The sequence below is a fragment of the Leptospira weilii serovar Ranarum str. ICFT genome, assembly GCF_000332415.1.
Classification (GTDB): domain Bacteria; phylum Spirochaetota; class Leptospiria; order Leptospirales; family Leptospiraceae; genus Leptospira; species Leptospira weilii_A.
On sequence record NZ_AOHC02000021.1, the window covers coordinates 62,569 to 85,701 of the forward strand.

The 23,133-nt window shown below is 44.4% G+C and carries 25 protein-coding genes; 6 read left to right on the forward strand and 19 right to left on the reverse strand.

The features are described 5' to 3' along the window. The first annotated feature begins 47 nt into the window (after positions 1-47). On the forward strand, positions 48-863 hold the full coding sequence (locus LEP1GSC060_RS05880) for an acyl-CoA desaturase (RefSeq protein WP_002999267.1): 816 nt from the start codon (positions 48-50) through the stop codon (positions 861-863). 135 nt (positions 864-998) lie between these two features. Here the strand turns inward: LEP1GSC060_RS05880 and LEP1GSC060_RS05885 are convergent, their stop codons facing one another. Both LEP1GSC060_RS05885 and LEP1GSC060_RS05890 read right to left on the reverse strand, forming a co-directional pair. After that, positions 999-1,484: a hypothetical protein gene (locus LEP1GSC060_RS05885; protein ID WP_002998797.1), complete on the reverse strand. Its 486-nt coding sequence runs from the start codon at positions 1,482-1,484 to the stop codon at positions 999-1,001. Further along, positions 1,481-2,401, reverse strand: a complete 921-nt coding sequence (locus tag LEP1GSC060_RS05890) for an ATP-binding protein (RefSeq protein ID WP_002999101.1) — start codon at positions 2,399-2,401, stop codon at positions 1,481-1,483. The genes LEP1GSC060_RS05885 and LEP1GSC060_RS05890 overlap by 4 nt, the downstream gene beginning before the upstream one ends. A gap of 209 nt (positions 2,402-2,610) precedes the next feature. On the opposite strand from LEP1GSC060_RS05890, the gene LEP1GSC060_RS05895 reads away from it, so the two are divergent. Then, positions 2,611-3,510, forward strand: coding sequence for an NAD(+)/NADH kinase (locus LEP1GSC060_RS05895; protein WP_036095566.1), 900 nt, complete (start codon positions 2,611-2,613; stop codon positions 3,508-3,510). Further along, entirely contained in the window at positions 3,507-3,848 is a 342-nt protein-coding gene (locus LEP1GSC060_RS05900) for an STAS domain-containing protein (protein ID WP_002999057.1), read from the forward strand. The genes LEP1GSC060_RS05895 and LEP1GSC060_RS05900 overlap by 4 nt, the downstream gene beginning before the upstream one ends. 4 nt (positions 3,849-3,852) lie before the next feature. On the opposite strand, the gene LEP1GSC060_RS05905 is transcribed toward LEP1GSC060_RS05900, so the two are convergent. Beyond that, the gene (locus LEP1GSC060_RS05905) at positions 3,853-5,469 is read right to left on the reverse strand and encodes a PhoX family protein (RefSeq protein ID WP_036095568.1); all 1,617 of its coding nucleotides are present in this window, start codon (positions 5,467-5,469) and stop codon (positions 3,853-3,855) included. A 115-nt stretch (positions 5,470-5,584) separates the two neighbouring features. Between LEP1GSC060_RS05905 and LEP1GSC060_RS05910 the strand changes: the two genes are divergently transcribed. Beyond that, positions 5,585-6,085 (forward strand): hypothetical protein, encoded by a 501-nt coding sequence (locus tag LEP1GSC060_RS05910; protein WP_036095570.1) that lies wholly within the window; start codon positions 5,585-5,587, stop codon positions 6,083-6,085. Here the strand turns inward: LEP1GSC060_RS05910 and LEP1GSC060_RS05915 are convergent. The 15 genes from LEP1GSC060_RS05915 to LEP1GSC060_RS05985 all read right to left on the reverse strand — a co-directional run bounded on the left by LEP1GSC060_RS05915 (position 6,066) and on the right by LEP1GSC060_RS05985 (position 21,054). Beyond that, on the reverse strand, positions 6,066-6,596 hold the full coding sequence (locus tag LEP1GSC060_RS05915) for a hypothetical protein (RefSeq protein ID WP_051061407.1): 531 nt from the start codon (positions 6,594-6,596) through the stop codon (positions 6,066-6,068). The genes LEP1GSC060_RS05910 and LEP1GSC060_RS05915 overlap by 20 nt on opposite strands. Before the next feature lie 98 nt (positions 6,597-6,694). Next, complete coding sequence (gene htpG, locus LEP1GSC060_RS05920) at positions 6,695-8,518, reverse strand: molecular chaperone HtpG (RefSeq protein WP_002999113.1); 1,824 nt, start codon at positions 8,516-8,518, stop codon at positions 6,695-6,697. After that, positions 8,515-10,164 carry a BatD family protein gene (locus LEP1GSC060_RS05925; RefSeq protein WP_002998781.1) on the reverse strand — a complete coding sequence of 550 codons (1,650 nt, stop codon included), beginning with the start codon at positions 10,162-10,164 and terminating at the stop codon, positions 8,515-8,517. The genes htpG and LEP1GSC060_RS05925 overlap by 4 nt, the downstream gene beginning before the upstream one ends. Continuing rightward, entirely contained in the window at positions 10,158-10,868 is a 711-nt protein-coding gene (gene batC, locus LEP1GSC060_RS05930) for a TPR repeat-containing protein BatC (RefSeq protein WP_002998888.1), read from the reverse strand. The genes LEP1GSC060_RS05925 and batC overlap by 7 nt, the downstream gene beginning before the upstream one ends. Beyond that, positions 10,865-11,911 (reverse strand): VWA domain-containing protein BatB, encoded by a 1,047-nt coding sequence (gene batB / locus LEP1GSC060_RS05935; RefSeq protein ID WP_002999079.1) that lies wholly within the window; start codon positions 11,909-11,911, stop codon positions 10,865-10,867. Before batB ends, batC begins: the two co-directional genes overlap by 4 nt. Next, positions 11,908-12,846: a VWA domain-containing protein BatA gene (gene batA / locus LEP1GSC060_RS05940; RefSeq protein WP_002999222.1), complete on the reverse strand. Its 939-nt coding sequence runs from the start codon at positions 12,844-12,846 to the stop codon at positions 11,908-11,910. Before batA ends, batB begins: the two co-directional genes overlap by 4 nt. Continuing rightward, positions 12,843-13,712: an LB_053 family protein gene (locus tag LEP1GSC060_RS05945; protein WP_002998766.1), complete on the reverse strand. Its 870-nt coding sequence runs from the start codon at positions 13,710-13,712 to the stop codon at positions 12,843-12,845. Before LEP1GSC060_RS05945 ends, batA begins: the two co-directional genes overlap by 4 nt. Next, positions 13,709-14,539, reverse strand: a complete 831-nt coding sequence (locus LEP1GSC060_RS05950; RefSeq protein WP_002999060.1) for a DUF58 domain-containing protein — start codon at positions 14,537-14,539, stop codon at positions 13,709-13,711. The genes LEP1GSC060_RS05945 and LEP1GSC060_RS05950 overlap by 4 nt, the downstream gene beginning before the upstream one ends. A 6-nt stretch (positions 14,540-14,545) precedes the next feature. After that, positions 14,546-15,535, reverse strand: coding sequence for an AAA family ATPase (locus tag LEP1GSC060_RS05955; RefSeq protein WP_002998693.1), 990 nt, complete (start codon positions 15,533-15,535; stop codon positions 14,546-14,548). A 309-nt stretch (positions 15,536-15,844) separates the two neighbouring features. Then, complete coding sequence (locus LEP1GSC060_RS05960; protein WP_036095510.1) at positions 15,845-16,459, reverse strand: LIC20036 family protein; 615 nt, start codon at positions 16,457-16,459, stop codon at positions 15,845-15,847. Positions 16,460-16,689: 230 nt separating this feature from the next. Next, entirely contained in the window at positions 16,690-18,009 is a 1,320-nt protein-coding gene (locus tag LEP1GSC060_RS05965) for an LIC20035 family adhesin (RefSeq protein ID WP_002999236.1), read from the reverse strand. Positions 18,010-18,198: 189 nt separating this feature from the next. After that, positions 18,199-19,269, reverse strand: coding sequence for a DUF1574 domain-containing protein (locus LEP1GSC060_RS05970; protein ID WP_036095514.1), 1,071 nt, complete (start codon positions 19,267-19,269; stop codon positions 18,199-18,201). Between the two features lie 115 nt (positions 19,270-19,384). Continuing rightward, entirely contained in the window at positions 19,385-19,756 is a 372-nt protein-coding gene (locus LEP1GSC060_RS05975) for a PIN domain-containing protein (protein ID WP_036095515.1), read from the reverse strand. Positions 19,757-19,818: 62 nt separating this feature from the next. Then, the gene (locus LEP1GSC060_RS05980) at positions 19,819-20,241 is read right to left on the reverse strand and encodes an SRPBCC family protein (protein WP_002998958.1); all 423 of its coding nucleotides are present in this window, start codon (positions 20,239-20,241) and stop codon (positions 19,819-19,821) included. 9 nt (positions 20,242-20,250) lie between these two features. Beyond that, positions 20,251-21,054: an SDR family NAD(P)-dependent oxidoreductase gene (locus LEP1GSC060_RS05985; protein WP_002999322.1), complete on the reverse strand. Its 804-nt coding sequence runs from the start codon at positions 21,052-21,054 to the stop codon at positions 20,251-20,253. Positions 21,055-21,212: 158 nt separating this feature from the next. On the opposite strand from LEP1GSC060_RS05985, the gene LEP1GSC060_RS05990 reads away from it, so the two are divergent. Then, complete coding sequence (locus LEP1GSC060_RS05990; RefSeq protein WP_002998698.1) at positions 21,213-21,431, forward strand: hypothetical protein; 219 nt, start codon at positions 21,213-21,215, stop codon at positions 21,429-21,431. After that, on the forward strand, positions 21,412-21,792 hold the full coding sequence (locus tag LEP1GSC060_RS05995; protein ID WP_002998996.1) for a PIN domain-containing protein: 381 nt from the start codon (positions 21,412-21,414) through the stop codon (positions 21,790-21,792). The genes LEP1GSC060_RS05990 and LEP1GSC060_RS05995 overlap by 20 nt, the downstream gene beginning before the upstream one ends. Before the next feature lie 52 nt (positions 21,793-21,844). Here the strand turns inward: LEP1GSC060_RS05995 and LEP1GSC060_RS06000 are convergent, their stop codons facing one another. Further along, positions 21,845-23,113, reverse strand: a complete 1,269-nt coding sequence (locus LEP1GSC060_RS06000; RefSeq protein ID WP_002998657.1) for an NAD(P)/FAD-dependent oxidoreductase — start codon at positions 23,111-23,113, stop codon at positions 21,845-21,847. Positions 23,114-23,133: the final 20 nt, after the last annotated feature.

Below are 23,133 nucleotides of genomic sequence, written 5' to 3' on the forward strand. Positions count from 1 at the left end.
CTTTCCCCCCAAGCCCGCTCTATTTATGCAACAGGAGTTAATACCAAATGGCGATCATACTATCGTTCTTTATCGGGCACTGGTTTTTATCCGCTTTTGCTCAGTCGTTTTTTCTTCACAGATATGCGGCTCACGCGATGTTCAAAATGAACAAGTTCTGGGAAAAGTTTTTTTATATTTTCACTTGTGTGGCCCAAGGCTCCTCGTTTTTACATCCCCGCGCTTACGCGATCATGCACAGGCAACACCACGCTTACAGCGATACGGGAAAAGATCCGCATTCTCCGGTTGCCTCCGAAGGTTTTTTGGATATGATGTGGAAAACCGCGCTCAATTACGAAGCGATCTTGGAAGAAAAAGCGAGCGTAGAAAAAGAATTCAAAGGGAATTATCCTCAGTGGCCTGCGATCGACGTGTTGGCCAATTCTTGGACGTTTAGATTGACCTTCGGAACTCTTTACACGTTATTCTATCTTTACTTCGTTCCCGCGGGTCAGTACGGATGGTATCTGCTTCTTCCGATCCACTGGTTGATGGGACCGATGCACGGTGCGATCGTAAACTGGTGCGGTCACATGTACGGATATAGAAATCATAAAAAAAATCCGGACAACTCAAAGAACACACTGTTTGTGGACTTTATGATCGCGGGCGAATTGTATCAGAACAATCACCATGCACATCCCAATTCTCCGAACTTTGCGTACCGCTGGTTCGAACTGGATCTTACTTACCAAGTGATGAAGGTTCTTCATATGCTGAAAATCATCAAAATTCAAAGAGCGGTCTGGACCGCAAAAGGTAGAAAAGTGCTCCGTGGATCGGATGTTCCCTTGGAAACTACGTCCACAATCGCCGCCTAACGTTAAAACTTCGAAAAAACCCGTCTAAAAACCGGACGGGTTTTTTATTTTGGAACCTACCTCGTATTCCGAAAATACATTACATTTCCTTAAAATAACCTAAGTTCGGCGTAAAAAAGTTTGGGCGAATCCGTTTCAGTCTAAATTTTCGAGATCCTTTAAAACCTCTTCTTCATAATTCTTTTTAACTTGATCCAAGAAATTTTCCCGTAACGGAATTTTATCGTTTAAGATCAAGGAAAACAATTCGATTAACAAATGCCTTTTCTCGTCAAAACCGGTAAACAACCATTCGAGAAGTTCGAGCGCGAGATCCATCCTTCCATCGATTCCGATCATATTACGAAATTCTTGTTTGATTTCCTCTTCCTGATCGGCTTTCAAAAGGTTTCGGATTTTTTCGGGATAAAGATTCAGCAAGGTTTGTTTTTTTGCGTTAGGCGTAAATACGAAATGTTTTTGATCCGACGGAAGATGTGATAGAACGGCTTCCTCGGCCGCCTGGGAAGAAACGCCGCTTTCCTTAAGAGTTTTTAGAAACACTTCGCCTAACAAAAAATCTTGAAAGGGATGAAATGGAAATCCAGCGCCCGAAGAACCAGTGTTCGAACTTGAACTCATTCCTTTTCGATCTCAACTTGTTTGCGCACCTTTTCAAAAAGGTTTTCGAGTTCCGAAGAAGTGAATTCTTTTGTAGGTTCGAAAGAACAGAATACGGCTCTGTAATATTTGTCCTTATGAACGAGATAAAATCCCGACTCTTCCATTAGGGTTCTGAGTTTGGTTTCTCGGGAAGATGTGACCACGATCGTAACCGACGAAAGTTTACTCTTTCTGTGATCGATATGAAAGTAACAGAGGGCTTCTTCGGGATCCAACCGATCGATCTCTTCCTTGATTTCGTCGAAACTCGTAACGTCTCTCGGGCCTTTCGGATCTCGGTAATTGATCAAAACCCTTTTGAAGTAATGAACCTTATCGCCTTCGGGAGTGATTTCGACCCCGTTTAAAACCCGTCTTTCGTCGGCGAGTTCCTTCATCAAAAATTCTCCCCTACCCCGCGAGTTTTCTATGTCGAAAAGTTCGGAGGAGAAATCCCCTTTTTTTACGTTCTCGTTGATCTGAGAAAGAGTGTATTTCATACCCGGTTGCATTTCGTGTTTGAAAGACATCTTAAAAAACGGGTTAACAACTTCATTATGTAATTCTAATTCGATTTCCGCGTATTTTCCATGGCCGTGTTCCACGATGTTTTGTGTGGCTTCGGTAGCGATAATTCGGATCGTATCCGGATCAAGACCGGCTAACGAAGAATAACGATGTACGAAATTCTTAATCTCGTATAAGGTTCCTAAACTTTCGTCGATCCTTTTGCGAATCTCGTTTTCTACGATTTCTTCTCGAAAGATCCTGGCATAATATCGAACGTTCGCCATTCCCTTTTTCAGATAGGGAGAATAAGCCGTGTTCTCTATTTGCCGTTTGAGTTTTTTGTTTTCCTCTTCCAATTCTTGAATTCGTTTCTCTTCTGGGGACATAAAGCTCTTTAATTTTCGTAACGGACTTTCACAATTCCGATCTTTAAATCGGCGGATTTCTAATTTCTAAGAAAACTTTCGATCTTATGGATTCAAGTGATAATTCGCGTTTGGCGTCGAAAAAACAAAACAAGTCTTTTGTTCCCGACAGGTTTCGAAAAAATCTCGATCATTTCAAACCGGAATCGTTTATTGGTCTGGATCATTTCATGACCTTGGAAAAATTAAAGGCGGCCAAACGAGTACTCATTTTGGGTAAACGTACCAAGTTCGAGTTGGACTTGGAAGAATGGGGATCGCTCGAAAGAATACAAAAAATTTATAAAATTCAAAACGACTCTTTTACAAGAATTCACGAATCCCATCTCAGACAACTTTCCAGCCGCGAAACTCTCAAACGACTTTTCCCAAACAGCGCTTTTATCTTCAGAAAGGACATGGAACGTAACCCGCCTTCCGATTTCGATCTCGTGATCGCGCTCGGAGGAGACAATCATTTTACGTTCGTCGCACACCACGCAGTGGATACGCTCGTTTTAGGATGTAATTCCGATCCGCCTACATCCGTCGGCGCGCTTCTTTCCTTTCATGTGGAAGATATCCAAAAGGCACTCGAAACGAATTGGAAAAATACGATCATCGAAGAATGGCCCCTGATCGAAGTCAAAATTCATTATCCGGACGGGAAAAAAGTCAGCACCTTACAGGGAATCAGCGAGATTTCGATCCGCAACAACAGCCCCGATTTAACGAGCCGATTTTTGATCTGTCACGGAGATCAAATGGAAGAACAAAAATGTTCGGGGCTTTTGGTTTACACGGGAGCCGGTTCCACCGGTTGGGTTATGTCCTGTGAAAATACGGACACAACTTTTGACAAACAATCCCCGTTTTTTAAAGTCTATTGTAGAGAACTTCGAAAAAAGGAACATACTCGGTACACACTGGATCATTTTACGGTCGTAGATCGTTTCAGCCTGATTTCGGAAATGAAAGGCGGAATTTCGATCGACTCCCTTGCGGAAACGATTTACGATTTTCCACCGGGCGCAAAAGCTGAGTTTAGCCTCTCTAAAAAAAAATTACACGTAGTGGTGCGTAAATTATGAGTCAATTGAATATCACAAAGAAAGAAATCTCGACCGAAATTTTCGTTTATGCGCTCGACGGAAGATTGGATGAAAGCAGCTTTACCAATTTTAAAAGCGAAATCATCGACCCGCCTCATCCGAACGTGGTGATCCTGAACCTAAACGAACTCAAATACGTTTCCAGTTCGGGCATCCGCTCCATCTTCGAACTGAGACACAAACTTTCAAACGACGGTAAAAAACTTTTTTTGACGGAAGCGTCCGAAAAAGTGATTCAGATCTTCAACCTTCTAGGACTCTGGAAACCCTTCACACATTTTAATACGGAAGCCGAAGCTCTCGAAGCGGCCAAGTAAACCGTCACTTTAGATAAATTGCAACTACTCCGGATCTTGGAATCGAGTTTCCACCGTGAGGCCAACGGCTCGTGGGATTTCGATAGTCCTTGGTGGTTTCTCCCGGATGTTGAACCGAAAGAAACAACTCCTTTTGATCCGGAGTGAACCAAAGCCCCGTAAGTTCAGCTCCGATCGGAGAAGAAGCGAATTGAAACGCCCTACCCGCTTCGGGTCCCGAAGTCGGAATCACAAACAATCCGTTGTTTCCAAATTTCTTATATACGGATCTGTTTAAGTTCTTGCCGGAAATGTCGGTCACGACCCAGAGATTCCCTTTTTTATCAAACGCGAGATTGTCGGGAGCGGCAAAACCGGAACCCGCTCCTCCCGCAACAAACACTTCAAAATCGAATTCCAGGCCCGCGTGGTCCCCCGACTTTTCCCGGATGCGTAAAATTTGTCCGAAAAGATTTCCGTGTCTGTCGTTGTTGGTCATCGCGATAAAAACCGTGCCGTCCAACGGATGAATTTCTATGTCCTCCGGGCGATCCATCGGAGTCGCTCCGCAAATTTTAGCCGCGCTTCTACAATGAACGAGGACGTCCGCTTGGGTTTCAAACCGTATATCACCGTTTTCTTTTTTAGAATTTCTTAATGTTTCATTGGACTCCAGATCCAAAGGAATCCAAATTCCCTTATCGAAGTCCGCCGCATACAAAATTCCCTCCTCGAGTAACGAGGAATTGGCCGCACCCGGAGAAGGGTCGTAGGTGTTCTTGGATACGAACTTATAAACACATTCGTCGCGAGCGTCGTCTCCCATATACACGACGATTTTGCCGGAAGGAGACAAAACAAGCGCCGCGTTTTCGTGCGCAAATCTTCCCAAGGCGGTATGTTTGACCGGAACGGATTTGGGATCGAACGGATCCACCTCGATCACCCAACCGTAATGGGTTTCGTGAGGAAGTTTACAGGGTTCAATGATCCATTCCACGTTCTCTTCACAAGAAAGAACGGTGTTCCAAAAAGTAATTCCTCCCGCGCAGTTCGCAAACGTACCGAAAACCTTGTTCGTATTTCCTACCGCAGGACTTCCGGCCGCCGGACCCGTTAGACGAAATTGCGTAAGTCCGTTGATTCTTCTTCCGTAGGAAGAATTCGGAGAAAGAGTCCAGTCCCCGTTTTTTTTTGCGATTTCCATCACGGTTCCGCCTAACGCATACAGATATTGTTCGATCTGTTTGTCCGTTCTCTCGTTCGGTCCTTGTTTTTGGCTGTCGTATCCGTTCACGTAGTATTCCAAAACTCCGAGGGTCTCGTGATTGTTCCAAAGGAGTCCCGCATTCTTCCCACCCTTGAAAGGAAAAAAACAATTGAAGTCGGAATTAAAACCGAACGTATCTCCTCCGGAATTGATTCTATCTCCGTAAAGAGCGATCGTATTGTATCGATAACCGGGAGGTAAGATCAACGAGTCTTGTTCGCTCGGAGAAATCGGATAAAACCGCTCGTGCGGTTTGGAACGAAGGGAAGGTTTCGACTTTGGAGAAGCCGAAAGAATTCCCGATTTTGCAATCGCCAACGCGGATGCGCCCTTTCCCAAGTACCGCAAAAATTGAGATCTGGACAGATTCATAATGTCGAACTTTTCAGAATAAAAAAAGGCCGCCATCCTGAATTCCGTTTTATCTGGTTGTAATAATCGGATGAAGTTGGAAACTTATCCGGATAGAATTCCATTCTTTGTTTCCATGAATGCTACTTTCGATTCAACGCCGTTTTATAAAATACTTTTTACGATCGGCTGTAGTTCTATTTTTTTCTTTTTACCTTTTTATCTCATCGTATCCGGCAAAAACAAAAATCTGGATCCAATCTATCAAAGTCTCAGAGAACCGGGACCGACCGTTTTCGGAACTCTTACGGAATCGGTTCGTATAGAAAAGTCGGGGAAAAGAGCTTATCTGGTTTCCTATCGAGTCCCGGACGAATCCGGAAAGTTATACGAAATCACGGAACAAGTGGACGAGAATCTGCATCAAAAACTTCGGGTCGGCGACAGTATAGAAGTGCGCAGACAAACTCTCGAAACCTTCGGAAAGACCCGAGTTTTGGCGAGAATCAAAAAAAATTCCCTGTTTATAAACGATTTTGATTTTCTGGAAACGTTCGCGGCGACTGGACTTTGTTTTTCGGGGATTTTACTCGCGGCCGGACTTTATTATTGGATCTTCAAGGGTCGGGCAGCTTGATAAAAAAAGGATTTTCCTTTTGAAAAATCAACTGCACCTGATAAGGCTCCATAACGTAACGGGAAGGATTGATTTCGTAGGAAATGTATAAAAAGTATTTATCGTATATTACAATATACATATATTCTTGAAATCGAATGTGTTTCATTTGATTTCGGATGCCGCGCATCCAAATGGAATCGGGCCGCACCCTTTCGTAACGAACGCTCGCCGCCTTGATCTGTTTGAGAAAATCGGCGGACACGGAAGGTTCCCTTCTTTTCAGTTCGAGTTTAAAGGAACGGATCAGGTTGTATTCCAACTTCGCTTTTTCAAGGGCGTCCACGTCCGGAACGGTTCGGAAATAATATTCGTAATATTCCTTGTCGAGAGTGGGGGCGTCCTTTTTGTGAACGTCCGCATTATCCTCCGAAGGCGGACCGGAAACGGGGGTTTGCTCGTTTTGAGCGAATAACACATTCGCGCAAAACACGAGTACGATGAGAAACCGTTGTATCCGAAACCGATCCATAGAACGCACAGTCTATGTATCGGATCGACTTTGAAATTCCAATCCTTTTTTTATTCATCAACGTGAATTCGGCGGTTGTCGGTTCTACCGAACTCGCGTTAATGACCGCTCAACTCTTCGAGGGTCTCCGTGGTTCGTTTTAAGTATTCGGAGAACTCGGCTTCGCCGAAAATTTTAGAGGAAAGAAGGGCCATATCGTAAACGGTACGGGCCAACTTATCCGCCTTAGGCGAACTTACGCCTTTGGACAATTCGAGGATGTTCTTTACGAGAGCCGAACGTGTATTGATTACGAGTGTATGATTTTTCAAAAGATCGAGAGGTTTTTGACCGCCCAACATGTTCATCTCGCTCAATCTTCGAAGGTGCTCCGGAAGAAGGACCACGGCGGGAACACCCTCGGCTTTGAGAGGTTCCGCCTTGATTTCCAGACCGTCTCGTTTCAGAATTTTCTCGAAAAGTTCCTTAACCAGGTCCGCCTGTGTCTTGTTATCCGAGTCGACAATGGAAGAAGCATGTTCCTTATCCACGACCCCGTCCGCAAGTTCGGAATCCGCTCTTTGAAACTTCATGTCCGGATTTTTGGATTCCAAAAATTGAATGAAGTGGGAATCGATTCTCGTGTCGACCAAGATCGCTTCGAGTCCCTGAGACTTGAGCAGATCCATATACACGGAGGAAGTTTCCGACGCGTAAAAAACCTTACCGCCGTTTTTTTCCTTGTTCTTGTTCCAATAGTCTTCGAGACGAACGATTTCCCCGTTCGAAGTTTTGAAAAATACAAGATCCTTAGCGGCCTCGTAAAACTTGTCGTCGGTCAACATTCCGTACTTTACGAAAATGGAAATCTCATCCCATTCCTTTTTGAATTCTTCCTCGTTCTTTTTGAACTCTTCGTTCAAACGATCCGCGATTTTTTTAACGATATGCGCGGAAATTTTTTTAACCAGCGGATCACTCTGAAGATAAGACCTCGAAACGTTCAGGGGTAGATCCGGAATATCTATCGTCCCTTTTAATACGGTCAAAAACTTAGGAATCAAATCGTTCGCGTCGTCGCTAACGAATACGTGATTACAGTAGAGTTTGATTCCGGATTGATTGACGTCCAACTCGTGTTTTAATTTAGGAAAGTATAATATTCCTTGAAGACGAAACGGATAGTCGACGTTTAAATGAACGTGAAAGAGAGGTTCTCCCGAAAAGGGAAAAAGGTAATTGTAAAATTCCTCGTATTTTTCCTTGGTTACCGAGGACGGAGTTTCCGACCAAAGGGGGGTTTGTTTATTGGTCTGTTCGTTTTTGACGTAAATCGGAACCGGTAAAAAGTCGCAGTATTTACGAATCAGTTCTTTGAGTTTCCACTGATCCAAATATTCTCCGGAATCACCGTCGAGGTGGAGAGTGATTTTGGTGCCTCTTGCGGTTTTATCCGAGGACCGTAAGGAAAATTCGGTTCCTGATTCGCTTTCCCACACGACTCCGGTCGATCCTTTTTTATACGACTTGGTTTCTAGGATTACCTTTGTGGAAACCATAAAACAGGAGTAAAAGCCGAGCCCGAAATGTCCGATGATTTCGGGTTTGGCGCCTTCTCCTTGAAATTTTTTTACGAACTCTTCCGCGCTCGAAAACGCGATTTGATTGATGTATTTCTGAACTTCTTCGGAACTCATTCCGATTCCGTTATCTTCGATCGTGAGAATTCTTTTTTCCTGATCGAATTCGAGATCGATTCTATAATCGACACCTCCTTCGAACTCTTCGGAGAATGCGATTTTCCTTAACTTGACGATCGCGTCGCTGGCGTTGGATACGAGTTCTCGGATGAAAATATCCTTTTCGGAATAGAGCCATTTTTTGATGATCGGAAAAATATTTTCCGTCTCTACGGAAATTCTTCCTTTAATTTCTTCGCTCATAAATCTTTCTCCTTTAGATTTTTCAAAATACGATCGGCGATAGACAACAAGGTCCTTTTCTCACGGAAGTTCAACTTTAACGCAAGTTCCGCAAAACCCGGCTCGGCTCCGGAAATTTCCACGAGAAAAAAAACGTCCTTTTCGGAAATCCCTTTTGAAAGCAGGAACTGCCTTAATACCAAGCCTCTTTTAGTTCCGGTTTGTAAGTCAAGTTCTTTTAAAATCGGAATCCCCAAAATCGGAAAAAGGATCGGAAATGACATTAGAAAAGTTGCATCCGTTTTTTGAAAACGAAACCAAATCGCGACGATTACAAAAAGAAAAAATCCGAAAGAAAAAAACAAAAAACGAATTTTACTTTCTTCGGAAATCGAATTTGAGGATTCCACATTCTTAAAATCCCCTTTGGTTCGAGGTAATACGTTCGTCGACGGAATTTCCAAAAAAAGCGTCTTATAACTTCCCGTATCCGGATCGAAAAAAACGAACTCCTTCGGTTCTTGTTTCCAAACTCCGGACGTCCTCGTCGGAATTCCGTATTCAAAACGAGCCACGGAATAAAAACCGTAACCGCCGTTTTCCAACTCGGTGAATTTCCAAGACCTCGATGTGTCATACAACGTGACTTCCGGAATACAATTTTTTCCTTTCTTACAATCGACAAACGGTTCCTTAAGGGCCGAAAGATTTCCCTCTCCTTCGATCACGACGCTCAAATACAACGTGTCCCCCGCTTGGATCGTACTAGGATCGTTTTCCGTTTTTATACGAGCCTTGAACTTACCGACGGCTCCGCTGAAATTCCCTTCGAATTTAGGAAGTTCCTTCACTTGAATTCGATTGGGGGTTGTGCTAACGGTTTTTAAGTTGAAGTAGGATTGTAGTTGGCCTTCCAAGGAAAACGTGGTTTTGCCCAGATGGAATTCTCCGGCGCGCAGAGGAACCAAGGAATAAATTTCCTTGTTGTAAACGGCGATGTCGTAGACGTTCCCTTCGTACAATACTTGGTCGGGAACTTTTACGGAAACTCCGGAAAGCACCTCGCTTCTGAAATACGGAAACTGAATCGAATCCGCGGGATTTCGATCGAAGTAAGGTTTGCGTACGTCCTTATAATACAACGTAAAATAACCGATGATCGGTTCTCCGACCCAGGCTTCTTTTTTACTCGTCTGAAAGATCACTTTCAGATCCGCGTTTTCAGGCAGATCCTCTTCTTCAAAATGAAAGAAACGATCGAAAAAAGAACCTCCCCTACTCTTCGCGGTTTTGGACCTTGCAAGCACCTGAACCTGTAGGGGATTGGGAGCGAATTTTTTGCCGTTCACTTCTATACTCACGGAGGGAAGAGTAAAAACTCCCTGTTTGGCGGCCTTGATTTTGAATTTTAAAAGTCTTTTTCGAAACACTTGGAAGTTGATGATCGTGGTATTTTCTTCGGAGCCCGCGTAAAAAAGATCGATGTCTCCGTTGGAAAGATTTTTTTGAGGAATCGAAAACCGGGAACTCATGTCCATTTCAAAAACCGCATACGATTCCTCTCCGAGATGGAACATGTTTCGCGTAACGTAGAATTTGGTTTCATCCGCCGCAAGAGACTGAAACGCGAACAAAAAAAGGAAGATACGGAACAATCCTTTCACCAAAAAACCTCTCTATCCCGGCTCTTTCCGCTTTTTCTACGGACCTTATTCAGATCCAAGGAATCCAAAATTCTTTTCGTTTCCTCCTCGGTGAGACGATCTTTTTTACCGCGAGCCCCGTTGTGATCGCGTTTTCGTACCTCGTCGTCCTGAGACTGATCGCCGTTTCCGGCGCCGCGACTTTCCGGTTGATTTTGATTGGAAGAAGGGGAATTTTTTGAATCCTTAGATTGAGGACTCGAGTTGGGAGAAGTCTGAGAAGAAGGCGGAGTTCTACGAAGATATTCCAAATTCTTTCTTGCCTCTTTTAAATCGGGCTTCAGCTTCAAGGCTTTGATGTATTCTTCCGCGGCTTTTTTACGATCTCCCGTTCGCATATAACCGTTTCCCAGATTGAACCTCGACTTCCATTGAACCTCGGGGGAAGTGGAAGTCGCGGATTTTTCAAAATGACGGATCGCCTTATCGATGTTACCCGATTTGAATTCGGCCGCTCCCCGATTGAATTCCAATCGGGGATCCTCCGGAAAATAAGACTCCGCCTCCTGATACATTTTCAAAGAGTCGGCATATTCGCCCCGATTGTAACGTTCCAACCCTTCGTCGACCCGATTCCCTCCCGGGTCCAACTCGATCGCAAACAAAACGTCTGCAAAAGACAAACAAATCAGAATGATCAAATATTCTAATGTACGAATTCGTTTCATATCGTAACGTCCTGCGATTTCCGTCCGGAGAACAGGAAAAACTCAGCCAAAATCCAATCCGATAATAGGAAAAGAACCGCCGCCAATAAAAATTTACCGGAACCTTCCACGCGTTTCAAATCCTTCTTTCTGGAATACAAATTCTCTTCCAAGGAAAGAATTTCCTTTTGAAGAGACGTTACGTCCGGAGGATCGGAATCCAAGGAATAAAAGGTTCCGTCGTTTTTATCGGCAAGATTTTTTAAAAAAGTCCGATTCATCTTAGAATGAATGATTCCGGGAGAATTCATATCCGACGTCAGAGTTCCGTCCTTCAAAAGAAAACCTTTTAGACCCGAATTTTCGTCGTTATACGCGATCGGACCGCCCGCCTGCGTCCCGGCCGCCCAAACTTGAAAACTCGCCGGAAAGGAAACGGGTTCGGGATCGTTTTGATCTTCTCCGTCCGTTACTAAAATTAAGATTCGATTCCGAAAAACTTTTTCGGATTGGAGCAAAACGTCCGCTTTCAAAAACGCTTGATTCAAATCCGTACCCCTGTCCCCCACCATATCCGCGTCCAAACCGCGCACGTAGTCCGAAAACGCGGCGACGTCCGAAGTCATCGGACAGTATAAAAACGGACTCGCGGCAAAAACGATCATCCCAAATCGATTTCCGGAAAGAGAAGGCAACATACGCAGTAATATTTCCTTGAACCTCGCCAATCGGGTCGGAGGACTATCAATCGCTTGCATGGAAAGACTTACGTCCACAAGAAAGAGTATATCGACTCCTTTGAAAGATTCTTCCTTTTTTTCGTCCTTAGTGTTCGTTTTCAAACCGCTAAAAAACACACAGACCAAGGTCGCAAGGATCAGTAGAATTCTCACAAATACGAAACGCACATTCGGAAAGGAGGAAGCCCTCTCCAAACCGGGGTAAAAAATCCTCCATTCTCTTATTTTATAAACCACGAATATTCTAAGAATAGAATATATAATCCATACGAAAACGAGGGCGAAAAATACGTTTTTCAGATACGCCGAAAATTCTTGGATCATACGTAGTACCTAAGAAAAAAAGCCCGCAAGATCAGATCCAAAAGTAAAACGGCAAGGGCTCGATAGAGCCAGATCTCGTACTCGGTTTCCCGGACTTCCTTCGGAGGCGACTGTAAGGGATCTTTTTCAAGAGAATCGATCGAAGTAAGGACCGATTTCATTTCCTCCGGATCCTCCGCTCTAAAAAATCTGCCGCCCGTGTTCGCCGAAAGTTCCTGCAAAATTTCGAAATTGATTTCGTAAGAACTGTCTTCCTTTCCGATTCCGATGGAATAAATTTTGGCTCCGATATGTTCCGCGAGTTCGGTCGCGGTTACCGGATCGATTTTGCCCGTATTGGAAACCCCGTCCGTGATGAGCACGATCACTTTGGAACGAGCCTGGGAAGACCTCAATCGATACGTGGAAAGTATGATCGCGTCTCCGATCGCAGTCCCCTGCTCCGTTACGGTTTCCTCCTCGATCGTTCCTAAAATTTCGTTTAGGGATTCCCGATCTCCCGTAAGAGGAGCCTGTAAATAAGCCGCTCCCGCAAAAACCACCAGACCGAGCCGATCGTTTTTCCTTTTTTCGATAAATCTCCGAAGTAACTTTTTAGAAACTCCAAGTCTTGTTTCGGGAAGAAAATCCCTGCTTCGGGACATGGAACCCGAAACGTCCAGCGCGATCATGATATCGACACCTTCCTTTTCGTCCGGAAGAAAAAAGGTTTTTTTGCCCGGCCCGGCGAGCGCCACGATCATCAAACTGATCGTGATCGGTTTCAAGAAGGGCAGAAATTTTCCGAAGTTCTCGAACTTGGAAAGAACCCCTTCTCTTCTTCCGGGAAGTCGGATCTCCATCCTTCTTAAGTACATTTTGTTTTTGTAATATATGTACGCCCAGACCCAAACCGGAATCAAAAGAAGAAACGCGTAAGGATATTCAAAATTCATTTTTTATCCCAGATTCCTTTCCAGTGTAAAAACTTTTCTTCCGCTTCTTTTTTGGATAAATAGCCGTTTTCGGGTCTGAATTTTTTTTCGGTCAGGAACTCCCTCCAAAACTCAAGTTCCCGTTCTTCGAACGGAAACTGATCGTATAAAAAACGAAATAGTTCCGCTTCGGTGAAAGCGGACGTTTTTCTTCCGGAAAGATTGGCCGACTTTTCACGGATATAACCGGACAACAATCGGGCAAAGTCGCGCGCGGGAATCGGATCTCGTTTTAGAAGTTCGTTCAATCGAATCTCGTAGATCTCCATCCTTTCCAGAGTCGGCTCGGTTTGAATGATCGCGTCCAGAGGAGAATTTTTACCGGCGTAGATACGATACGCATAAATTCCGAAAACAAACAAAAGACCGGCGATGATCGTAAAAACGAACAACCTTCCCAGATAAGAACCGGAAAAAGTCAAAGGTGGAACGATATCCGCGGGTCCCGTGTCCGAATCGGAAATCGAAGACTCGATCAGAACTCGTTTTTTGGAAAATTCTTTTTTACCGTTTGCGTCCGTCCAAGAAATCGGAACCGGATGTTCACCCGTAACGTAAAAAACGAAATCCACAACGAGTGAGTTTTCTTTTTTTTCGGAATACAAAACTTCGAACCGGGGAATGTCCGGAGAATCCTCCAAAAAATGGATCCCCGCCTCCGGGAATTGTACGTCTTTAACTTCTCCCGTTTCCCATTTCAATTCGTATCGGATTTTTTCGGCGACGAGCGTTCTTTCCGGCGCAAGGAACTCGACCGGTTCGGCGTTCAGTCCGGAGTATAACATTAAAATCCAAGAATATACAAAAACATGAATGTTATTTTTCATTTTGAAAAATACCGGATCAAGTCCTTGGTTTTCAGCTCGTATTCGGTCAGATCCAAAAAAGAGGACTGAAAAAAGGAACGTAAGGATTTTAATTCGTATTGGGGAGAAAGACTTTTACTCAAAAAACCGCCGTTCGATTCTTCCGGGTCCCGAGTATAAAAAAAGGATAATAAGGATTTAGGAGGATCGATTTCCAACGGATCCCGAAATCGAATCGCGTGTAGAGAATAATATTTTTTTAAACTGGAGTATTTTTTTAAACTTCCGATTCCGATGAAGTCGCTTAACAAAAACACTTCCGCGTGTCTGTGAACCCGATTTTTCAGATATCGAAAGGGAAGTAAGGGTTCCGATTTTCTAGAAATCAGTTCCTTGCCCGAAATTTTTCGCAACACCGGAAGTAGTTCGTCCCGTGATCGCAAAAAATCGGTTTCCCATTCCACCTTGTCGCAATAAAGAACGATCTTAACTCGGTTTCCTTTTTGAACGTAAAGTAAGGAAATGAGCGCCAGAACCTGGAACGCGTTTGCAGCTCGGGAATGTTCCCCCGAACCCCACTCCATCGAAATAGAGACGTCGTAAAAAAGAATAGCCTGTCTTTCCTTTTCTTCGTAGAATTCCCGCACATACAATTCTCCGAAACGAGACGTTACGTTCCAATCGATCAGTCGAGTATCGTCCCCGAAACCGTAAAGACGAACGTCCTTAAAATCCAGTCCCCGTCCTCGTTTGGAACTTTCCGCAGTACCGGTTTTTTCCTTAAAGGAACGGGACTTACGTCCCAACTCGAGATTGGAGAGAATCGACAAAAATTCTTTACGGATCATAAAAACCTAAGGAACCGGAGTCGCCTCCACAACGGTCCGGATCAGAGTTTCCACGTCCAATTCCTCCGAAATCGCCTCGAACGTGAGTAATATCCTATGTCTTAAAATTTCCGCGAGAGAAACCTTTACGTCCTCCGGGATCACGTATGTCCGTCCGTTTAGAAGGGCATTTGCTTTAGAACTTTTTAATATACTTAAGGAGGCTCTCGGAGATGCGCCGTGGCGGATATACGGTATAAGTTCCGGAACGGTTCGTTCTTCCGGTCTCGTGTTCCGAACCAATCGAACGATGTAGGATTTGATCTTTTCTTCGATGAACACGTCGTCGAGCATCGAGGAAAGTTTCAGTATTTCCGCGGAAGTGACCGTTTTTTTGATCTTTCCGTTTGTGGTGTTCAGTTTGCCGTGTTGATCGAGTATGGAAATTTCCTCTTCCAACGCGGGGTAACTAACGTTGACCTTCATAAAAAATCGATCCATCTGCGCTTCCGGCAAAGGATAGGTTCCGTCTTGATCAATCGGGTTCTGAGTCGCGATCACCAAAAACGGCCTGTCGAGTTTGTAGGTTTTGTCTCCGATCGTGATCGTTTTCTCTTCCATACTTTCGAGAAGGGCGGACTGAACCTTGGCGGGCGCTCTGTTGATCTCGTCCGCAAGAAGAACTCCCGTAAAAACCGGGCCTTTTCTGGTTTCAAACTCGGCGGTCTTCGGATTGAATACGACTGTTCCGACAAGATCCGCCGGCAAAAGGTCGGGAGTGAATTGAATTCTTTTGAAGTCCAAGTCGAGGGCGCTTGCGAGCGATCTTGCGAGCAAAGTTTTTGCAAGTCCGGGCATCCCTTCCAAAAGGACGTGGCCTTGACAGACCAGACAAACCAGGACGTTTCGGATGACCTCGTCCTGTCCGGTGATTTCTTTTCCCAATTCTTGTTTAAGAATTTCCAGTTTGATTCTGGCAAACTCCACGTCTTCCGCGGAAAGCGAATCTTTTTCCATTCGGTAAGAATGAATCCGGTTGAAGTGAATTCAAGCCGGAAATCGCCATTCTCAAAGTCTATGAGGAGTTTCGTAAAAACCGGCTTCGATTCCCAGAACAATCTACTGCCAACGTTTTTTCATTATGAGTTAAACCAGCGCCAGCGATCCGAGCGACGCGGAACGCGGTTCGAAGAACCGAGCCGTTAGGCGAGTCGCGGCAGAGCGCGGTCGAATCTTTGAGCGCAGCTCAAAGATTCGAGGCGCCATTCGAAGCCAACTTGTGCGGTTGGTTACGGATTCAAACGTAACTCGAAAGAACAACTCCCGTTATCGTTTTGCGTCCCAATTGCCGGAACTATTGTTACCTCGGTAGGTTCCGCTCATCGAGCGGCCTTCCAAAACTCCCGTATATTTTTGTGAGAACGGAACGTTACTTCCGATCTCGGAACATTTCACTCCGACACAGGAACGGACGAATTGGATTTGATTCCCTTTTGTAAAAACTCCTCCGAGGAACTCGGGTTTGCCTTTTCCCCAGTTTGAAAATTTCAAAACTCCGTAGAGTTTTCCGTTTTTTCCTCCGAAAAATTGAAGAGTTCCTTTGTGAGGACCTACGTTCAATTGATAGGCGCCTACGAAAAGTTTATCGTTTGCGGAAAGTTCGGACGTATCACCGACCTTATCATCCGGTAAAAATTCGATCTTTTCGATCAGGTCCGTCGGAATTTCCTGATCCGGGTCCGTGATCTTCAAAGTTTTTGGATCGATGGAAATCAGAAGTCCTTGTGTAAAAGATCCGTTATACGTCACCTTTGCGGTCCTTTGAATACCGGAACCGCAGGTTTTCAGGAAAAAACCCAGGGCAAAAAACAAAATCGCAGTGGGAAAAAAAATCACCAGATCGCGCTTCCAAAAGGATCGGGAAGAATTTTCAGTGTTCATACGATATTATCGGAAAATTTCAAAAAGCGCTCACCCTTGAAAACAAAAAAGCGGAAGGCGCGAACCTTCCGCTTTTCCAATTTCGACGTTTTGTTTTTAAACGAAGACCTCGACTCAGGACGGGAAAACGCGGATATTACGTCGTAAAAAACGGCGCAACGTCCGCGGAACGGAAATGGATTTCCAGGTATATCATAAAACCGGAATATGTATTTCCGTCGTTTTCGGGATCACTTACAACCCTGCATTTCTCCCATTCTTTTGTTTTCGTTTCCATTAATGTAATATACTTTTCCGGAACGAGTGGTCCAACAATCGTTTTTGCGATTGGTTCCCACCATGATCGGACCTTCCCCGACTTTCACTCCGTTTTCGTCGTATTCGATCGCTTTGGCGTCGCTCACGATCTCGAACTGCTTTTTACCGTCTTTATAGTACGTAAACGGAATATCGGGTTTATAACTCGCCTTGAGTTCGTTCGTAGCCTCGTCTATGTTCATGATCGAAAACTGAAGTTTTCCCTTTCCGATCAACTGCCCTTCCTTGTTATACGCCTCTGCGGAAGACATCATAAATTCGTTCATCATCTCGCCTTTGTAAGCCGGATTTCCGTTGTTCCAGTTGAACTTCCAAACTCCTTTGCGAGTATGTTCTCTCTGACCTTCCGCAAAGATGTTTCCGTTTTTGTAATATTCTTTCCAGTAACCGGAACGAAGCGCTTTTTTCTCTTTCGGATCTTTTTCCTTTTCGGTTCCCGGCTCCAACTTCGGTTTATAACCGCCTTCCATTTGGAGAACTCCGTTGTCGTAGTAAGTTTTCCAGACGCCCGTTCTCAAATCGTCCTTGTAAGAACCTTCGCTCTGAACCGTACTTCCGTCCTTATGATAAGAAGTTTCGGCGCCTTGTTTTTGTCCGTTGGAATAGTTGGAAACTTTTTTCTTGGCGCCGTTTTGACCGGGTTCCGCGTAGTATTCGGTCCAGAGACCGTCTTTTTGGTCGTCCTTATAAGAGCCTTCCTCGTCCATCAGACCTTCGTTGTTTTTTTTCCAATAAGGCCCGTTCTTCTTATCGGCTTTGTAAGAAGTGCTTTCTGTTTGAACTCCGTCTCTTTTGAGTTTTTTCTCCTCTCCTTCTTTCACACCGGCCGCGTAAGGAGTGTCGCGAAGAACCTCTCCGGTTTCGTAAAGGGTTTTCCAAGAACCTTCCCTTTTATCGTCCTTGTATTCACCGGTTCGGATGAGAACGCTGATTTTCTTTTTTGTAGCGGAGTCTTCTTTCTCCTGATATTCTTTCCAAGCTCCGTTCCTTTTGAACTTCTTGATCTGATCCGGTTTCAATCCGTCGAGTTGTTCCGGAGTACAGGGTTTGCCGCCGCAATCCGTAACGACGGGGCCTTCGGCTTTCATGTTGAAAGTTTCCTTATATTTTTCCACGCGGATATTCGGAGGAAGAATTTGAATTTCCTGATCCTTGCCCTTGTTTTCCACGCTGGGAGTTGTAGAACAAGAAACGGCCGCAATCGTGATAAGAGCTAAACAAAGTTGTTTCATGATTATTCCTTAAAAGTTAACAAACTTCCCACAAACGTAAAGGAGTCGAATTCAAAAGTCAAGAAATTCCGAAATCACAAACAGATGCGAGTTAGACCGATTCAAAAACGATCGGACCTTCGACAAAGTATGGAGTTTGACCCGGCTTTTTTACGGCGAATCAAACGAAACAAAAACGTTCCCGGAAATTTACTTTTTGTCCAGATAGTAGTGGAGCAGAATGAAACGAATGAAAGGGCGGTAACAATCCAAGGAGATATGACCGCTGTCCGCATAAGTATTGCAGGTGTAGTACGAATCCTTACTCATATCGATCCAAGGAATTTTCCAATCTTCATGGATCGGATTTATTCTTTGCGACCAAGTTTCGGGAATTTGTAATTCGTCCAAGACCTTTTCCATAGGAGGAGAAACTCCCGGCCTTACGAATAAGATTTTAAGATTTTCCGCCCTTTGTAGTATAAAAATTTTTTTATAAAACTCATACTGCATCGGCGAAGGGGCGTAAGAAGGATAAATCCAACCGATCGTTTTACGGGCGGATTCCTGGATCTTACCGAAATCCTTTTCCACGTAAGCTCCCGCGGGAGAAATGGCGTTTCCCTTGTCGGTTTTTAAAGTGGCGATCGTCATCGCCTTAAGCATTTCGCCGATTTCGAAATTTTCGTTTTTCAGACGTTTGACTACGTTTCCGATATAAGGTTTATTGTAACTCACTCCGAAAAGAAAATTCGCAAAGTAATAGTTCACGTTTTCCTTTCCGAAAGTCCATGCGTATTTTAGAATAAAGATCGGATCGAAACTGTTTGCTAAATTCGATTTTTTGAATGTAGTACTGTTTTTGTTAAACTGAAACGGGTCCGTTTCGATTACGATCAGATCCGGGTGAACTCCGCCGTCTAGAACGAGTTTTTCCAAAAAGTAAAGATAATAGGCGGGAGTTGTAACGGCGGAAGAAAGATTGTATATATCCCAATCCGGATAAAAGGCTTGAAGATCGGAGTTTTGAAAATAGAGCATCCGAGAAGAACCCATGAGGATCATGAGCTTTTTTTTCTTTTCCGGATTTTTGGAATATTCCCCTTTCGAACCGTATTTGGAAACGATCTCTTGCAGAAGTTCCTTTTTGACGTCGTAGTAAATATATGTGAATTCCTGTTTTACGTAATCCCTGACCTTGTCCAAAAAGAAAATCTTATCGAATAGAAAGATCGCCAAAAAAAGTAGGACCGGATACCAGAGGAAGGGTTTGGACTTCAAGGGATTCTCCGAATCAAAGCCGCTCGATCTATTTGATGTTTGGAATTGGAAGGAAGAAGAGCCGGTAAAAACACCGGCTCAGATTCTTTGAGACACAGGGAACTGTCAAATGAAATCAGGCGGTTACCATGTCTTTCTGTGAGAACTGTTTGCGTTTTCTTTGTAACTCCGCAAACCATTCTCCGGCGTGTTTATGATAAGCGACCAAACGTTTGACGTGAATTCTTCTTTCGGGCATTAACACTCGTCTCGCTTCGTGAATGATTTCCTCCACGATCTTCGTGTGAAACGTAAAGTGACTGGAAAAAAGATTGAAGTAACCTCTTTCCGAAACTTCCCAAGGTCTGGAAGTAATGTCCGTAAAATATTGTTCCAACTGTCCGATATCATTGTCGAAGTCCGATTCGTAGGGAGAATTGACCACGGCTATTGCATCGGTGAGGTCGGTGAGGGTTTGAAAGTAAGTCTCTAATTCGGGTAGTTGCACAGGTAAAAATCACCTTTCCTAAATAGGTTCCTTTTACCATCTTTTTTAGAGGCCTTGCACGTTCAAGATTTTTTTAGGTAATCTTTCAAATGTTTTCCTTCTTCTTCCCAACCTTCCGACGCGGCTTCGACCCACACGTCATACTTATCGCCAACGGGATAACCCGAATTCGTAAGTACCAGTTTGGAAGAAGTCTCCCCCAAAGAATGAAACTCCAACTTCAATTCAATATCACCGGCGGGATGATCCTGCCAAAGTAGTATCAATTCTTTTAAAGGAATTATCTTTTTATAAATTCCGTTTGTCGTTAGATCCCCTTCCATCCCGAGTCTCCAAGTCCAAGCGAAGTTAGCTCCTTCTTTCGGACGACCTGTGACCTTATCCACGAGCCAGTAGGTCAACTCTTCGTTTACGGTAACCGCGTTCCAAACTCTCATCAGAGGATAGTCGAACTGAAATTCCTTGACAATACTTCTGGTTTCCATGTTTTCCTTCTAGTGAAAATCTTTATAAAGTTTTTTGAATAGAGTTCGTTCCAAAAAGGCGGGAGCGATATTGCGTAACCATTTAAGGAAAAAACCGGAACTGTCCATGATAACCAACCTCGAATTCGGATCTTCCACCGAATCGATCATCTTAAACGCCACCTCTTCCGGCGATTTGATCTTGCTACTCGGATATTGTCCTTCGTTCAAAACCTTACCGTCCCCGTCCAAGCCGGATGAACGGAGTTTTGTTTTGGTATAAGGGGGACAGAAAATGATAAACGACAAACCTTCTTCGGAGAGTTCGATTCTTGCGGCTTCCAAAACGGCGTGTAACGCGGACTTAGACGAGGAATACGCGCTTCTACCCGGAATACCGTAAAGCCCGCTCACCGTGGACGTGGCGATCACACAACCTCGGCTCAGTTTGATCTGAGGCAACAACCTTTGAATGAGATAGATAGGACCGAAAAAATTGATATCGAACGTTTTCCGAAAGGTTTGGATCTGGGTTCCGTCAAATCGGGAATGGGTCGTAATCCCTGCGTTTGCAAAAAGAACGTCGACACTTCGATACTCTTTGGAAATTTTTTTGACCGCCTTGTCGATTTCCTTTTCGGAACTCAGATCGGTCGGGATATGTACCAAGTCGGCGACGAGATTTTTTTTTCGATTTAAAAGTTCGGGTTTTGTTCTGGAGAGATTGACGAGTTTACAATCCGATTTGGAAAGAATACCTAGAATCGCTTCTCCGATCCCCGAAGAACCTCCGGTGACCACGATGGTTTTGCCTGTCCAGAACGAAGGATTCATATCAGGGGCATTCTTATCGCAAGATGCGAGTATTCAAGAATTTTTTAAGCTCAAATCGACACGTTTTTATCTTCCGGACGATCACAAATACATTACGTTTTCAGCGGGGCGTCTCCTTTTGTATTGACATTGATCTGTATTCTGGTATGGTTTTATGTATGATCTCTCCAGCCTACGACAAACGTATCACTGCCAATCTTCCCGAAAATCTGTTAAAAGACGCCAGGCTCGTTACGGGAAAAGGAATTACGGAAACGATCGTAATGGGTCTTGAGTTGCTCAAAAGAAGCAGAGCGTACGACAAAGCTCAAAAACTCAAAGGAAAAATCAAAATCCAAATCGATCTGGATACGAGCCGTGAGCGCACTCGTCGTTGATACTTCCAGTTTTATCAGTTACTTCAAAGTTGGAAATGAAACCATAGACGACGCCCTCAAAGAGGGAAGAGCCTATCTTTCTCCGATCGTTGCCGCGGAACTTCTGAGCGGAATCCGTTCCAAATCGGAGCAATCTCTGATGAAGGATTTTCTAGAAGATTTACCTCTCTGCGGAAATGAAATCGAATCCTGGTTTAAGACGGGACTTTTACGATCTAAACTTTATTCCAAAGGTTTGTCCGTTTCCATCGCGGACGCGCATATCTGCCAATGTGCGTTGGAACTGCGCGGACATCTGATCACGGAAGATAAGATTTTTCTAAAGATCGCAAAGATAACCGAACTCAAATTGATCCGTTAACGATTTTTTTCCGCGCCAAAATGCGAACTGTCGTTCCGTCCATCCCTTACCATCAGTCCTTATCCGCGCTGACCTCGTCCTGAATCACCCGAGCTTCCGCCCTAAAAGCGATATAAGACCAAACCCAGGTGATCAAAATCGTAACCTTATTTTTAAATCCCACCTGATAGAATAAATGAATGAAAAGCCAGGCGAGCCAACCGAAAAGACCTTTCATCTTAAAAACTCCCATTTGAGCGACGGCGTCCGTTCTGCCGATCGTAGCCATAGAACCCTTATCGATATAATGAAAGGGTTTTCGTTTTTTATTCTTCAGATCGTTTTGAATCAAAGCCGCGACGTATCTTCCCTGTTGCATCGCCACCGGAGAAACCCCGGGCAAAGGACGTTCCAGACCCTTGGAATAATTCGCGATATCCCCGATGACAAAAACTTCCGGATGATTTTCTATATTACAAAATTCGTCCACCATCACTCTTCCGCCGCGATCCAAGGTTGCGCCTAACGTGGATGCGATGACGTTGGCTTGAACCCCCGCCGCCCAAATCACGGTCTGAGAAGAAATCATTTTTCCTTCGAGTTGAACCCCGCGTTCGTTGATATCGATGACTCGGGTTCCGGTCAAAACCTCCACTCCCCTACTCTCCAGACGTTTTTTGGTAAATTCTCCCAAAGAAGCGTCGAAGGTCATAAGCAACCTCGGAGAAGCTTCGATCAAAGTGATCTTGGATAAGGCGGGATCGATCGTATGAAATTCGTCCCGGATGATCTGATGGGAAAGTTCCGCGATGGAACCCGCGAGCTCCACACCGGTCGGCCCTCCGCCGATGATCACATAGTTTAACAAGGATTTAACGACTTCGGGATCACCCGACAACTCCGCCTTTTCAAAGGAGATCAAAAGTTTATGACGGATCTTCAATGCGTCCTTTAGATTTTTCAGACCGATCGTATGTTTTTCCCAGTGATCGTTACCGAAATAACTGGATTTCGCCCCAGCCGATAATATTAGATAATCATAATTCGTTGAAGTGTTTTGGTAATAAACGATTTTTGAAACGGGGTCGATTTTTGTCGCCTCCCCTAAAACCACGGTCACGTTTCTACTCTCCCCTACTATGGAACGGGTGGGGATTGCGATATCCGCAGGACTTAAAACCGCCGTCGCCACTTGATAGAGAAGGGGTTGAAAGAGGTGATGATTTTTTTTATCGATTACGGTAATATCGAGATCGTTGTTTTGAGAGAGTTTTTTAACGGCTTGTAAACCGCCGAACCCCGCGCCGATGACGACTACTTTCTTTTTTTTGGATTCACTCATGTGTGAAAATGTTCCCCCAC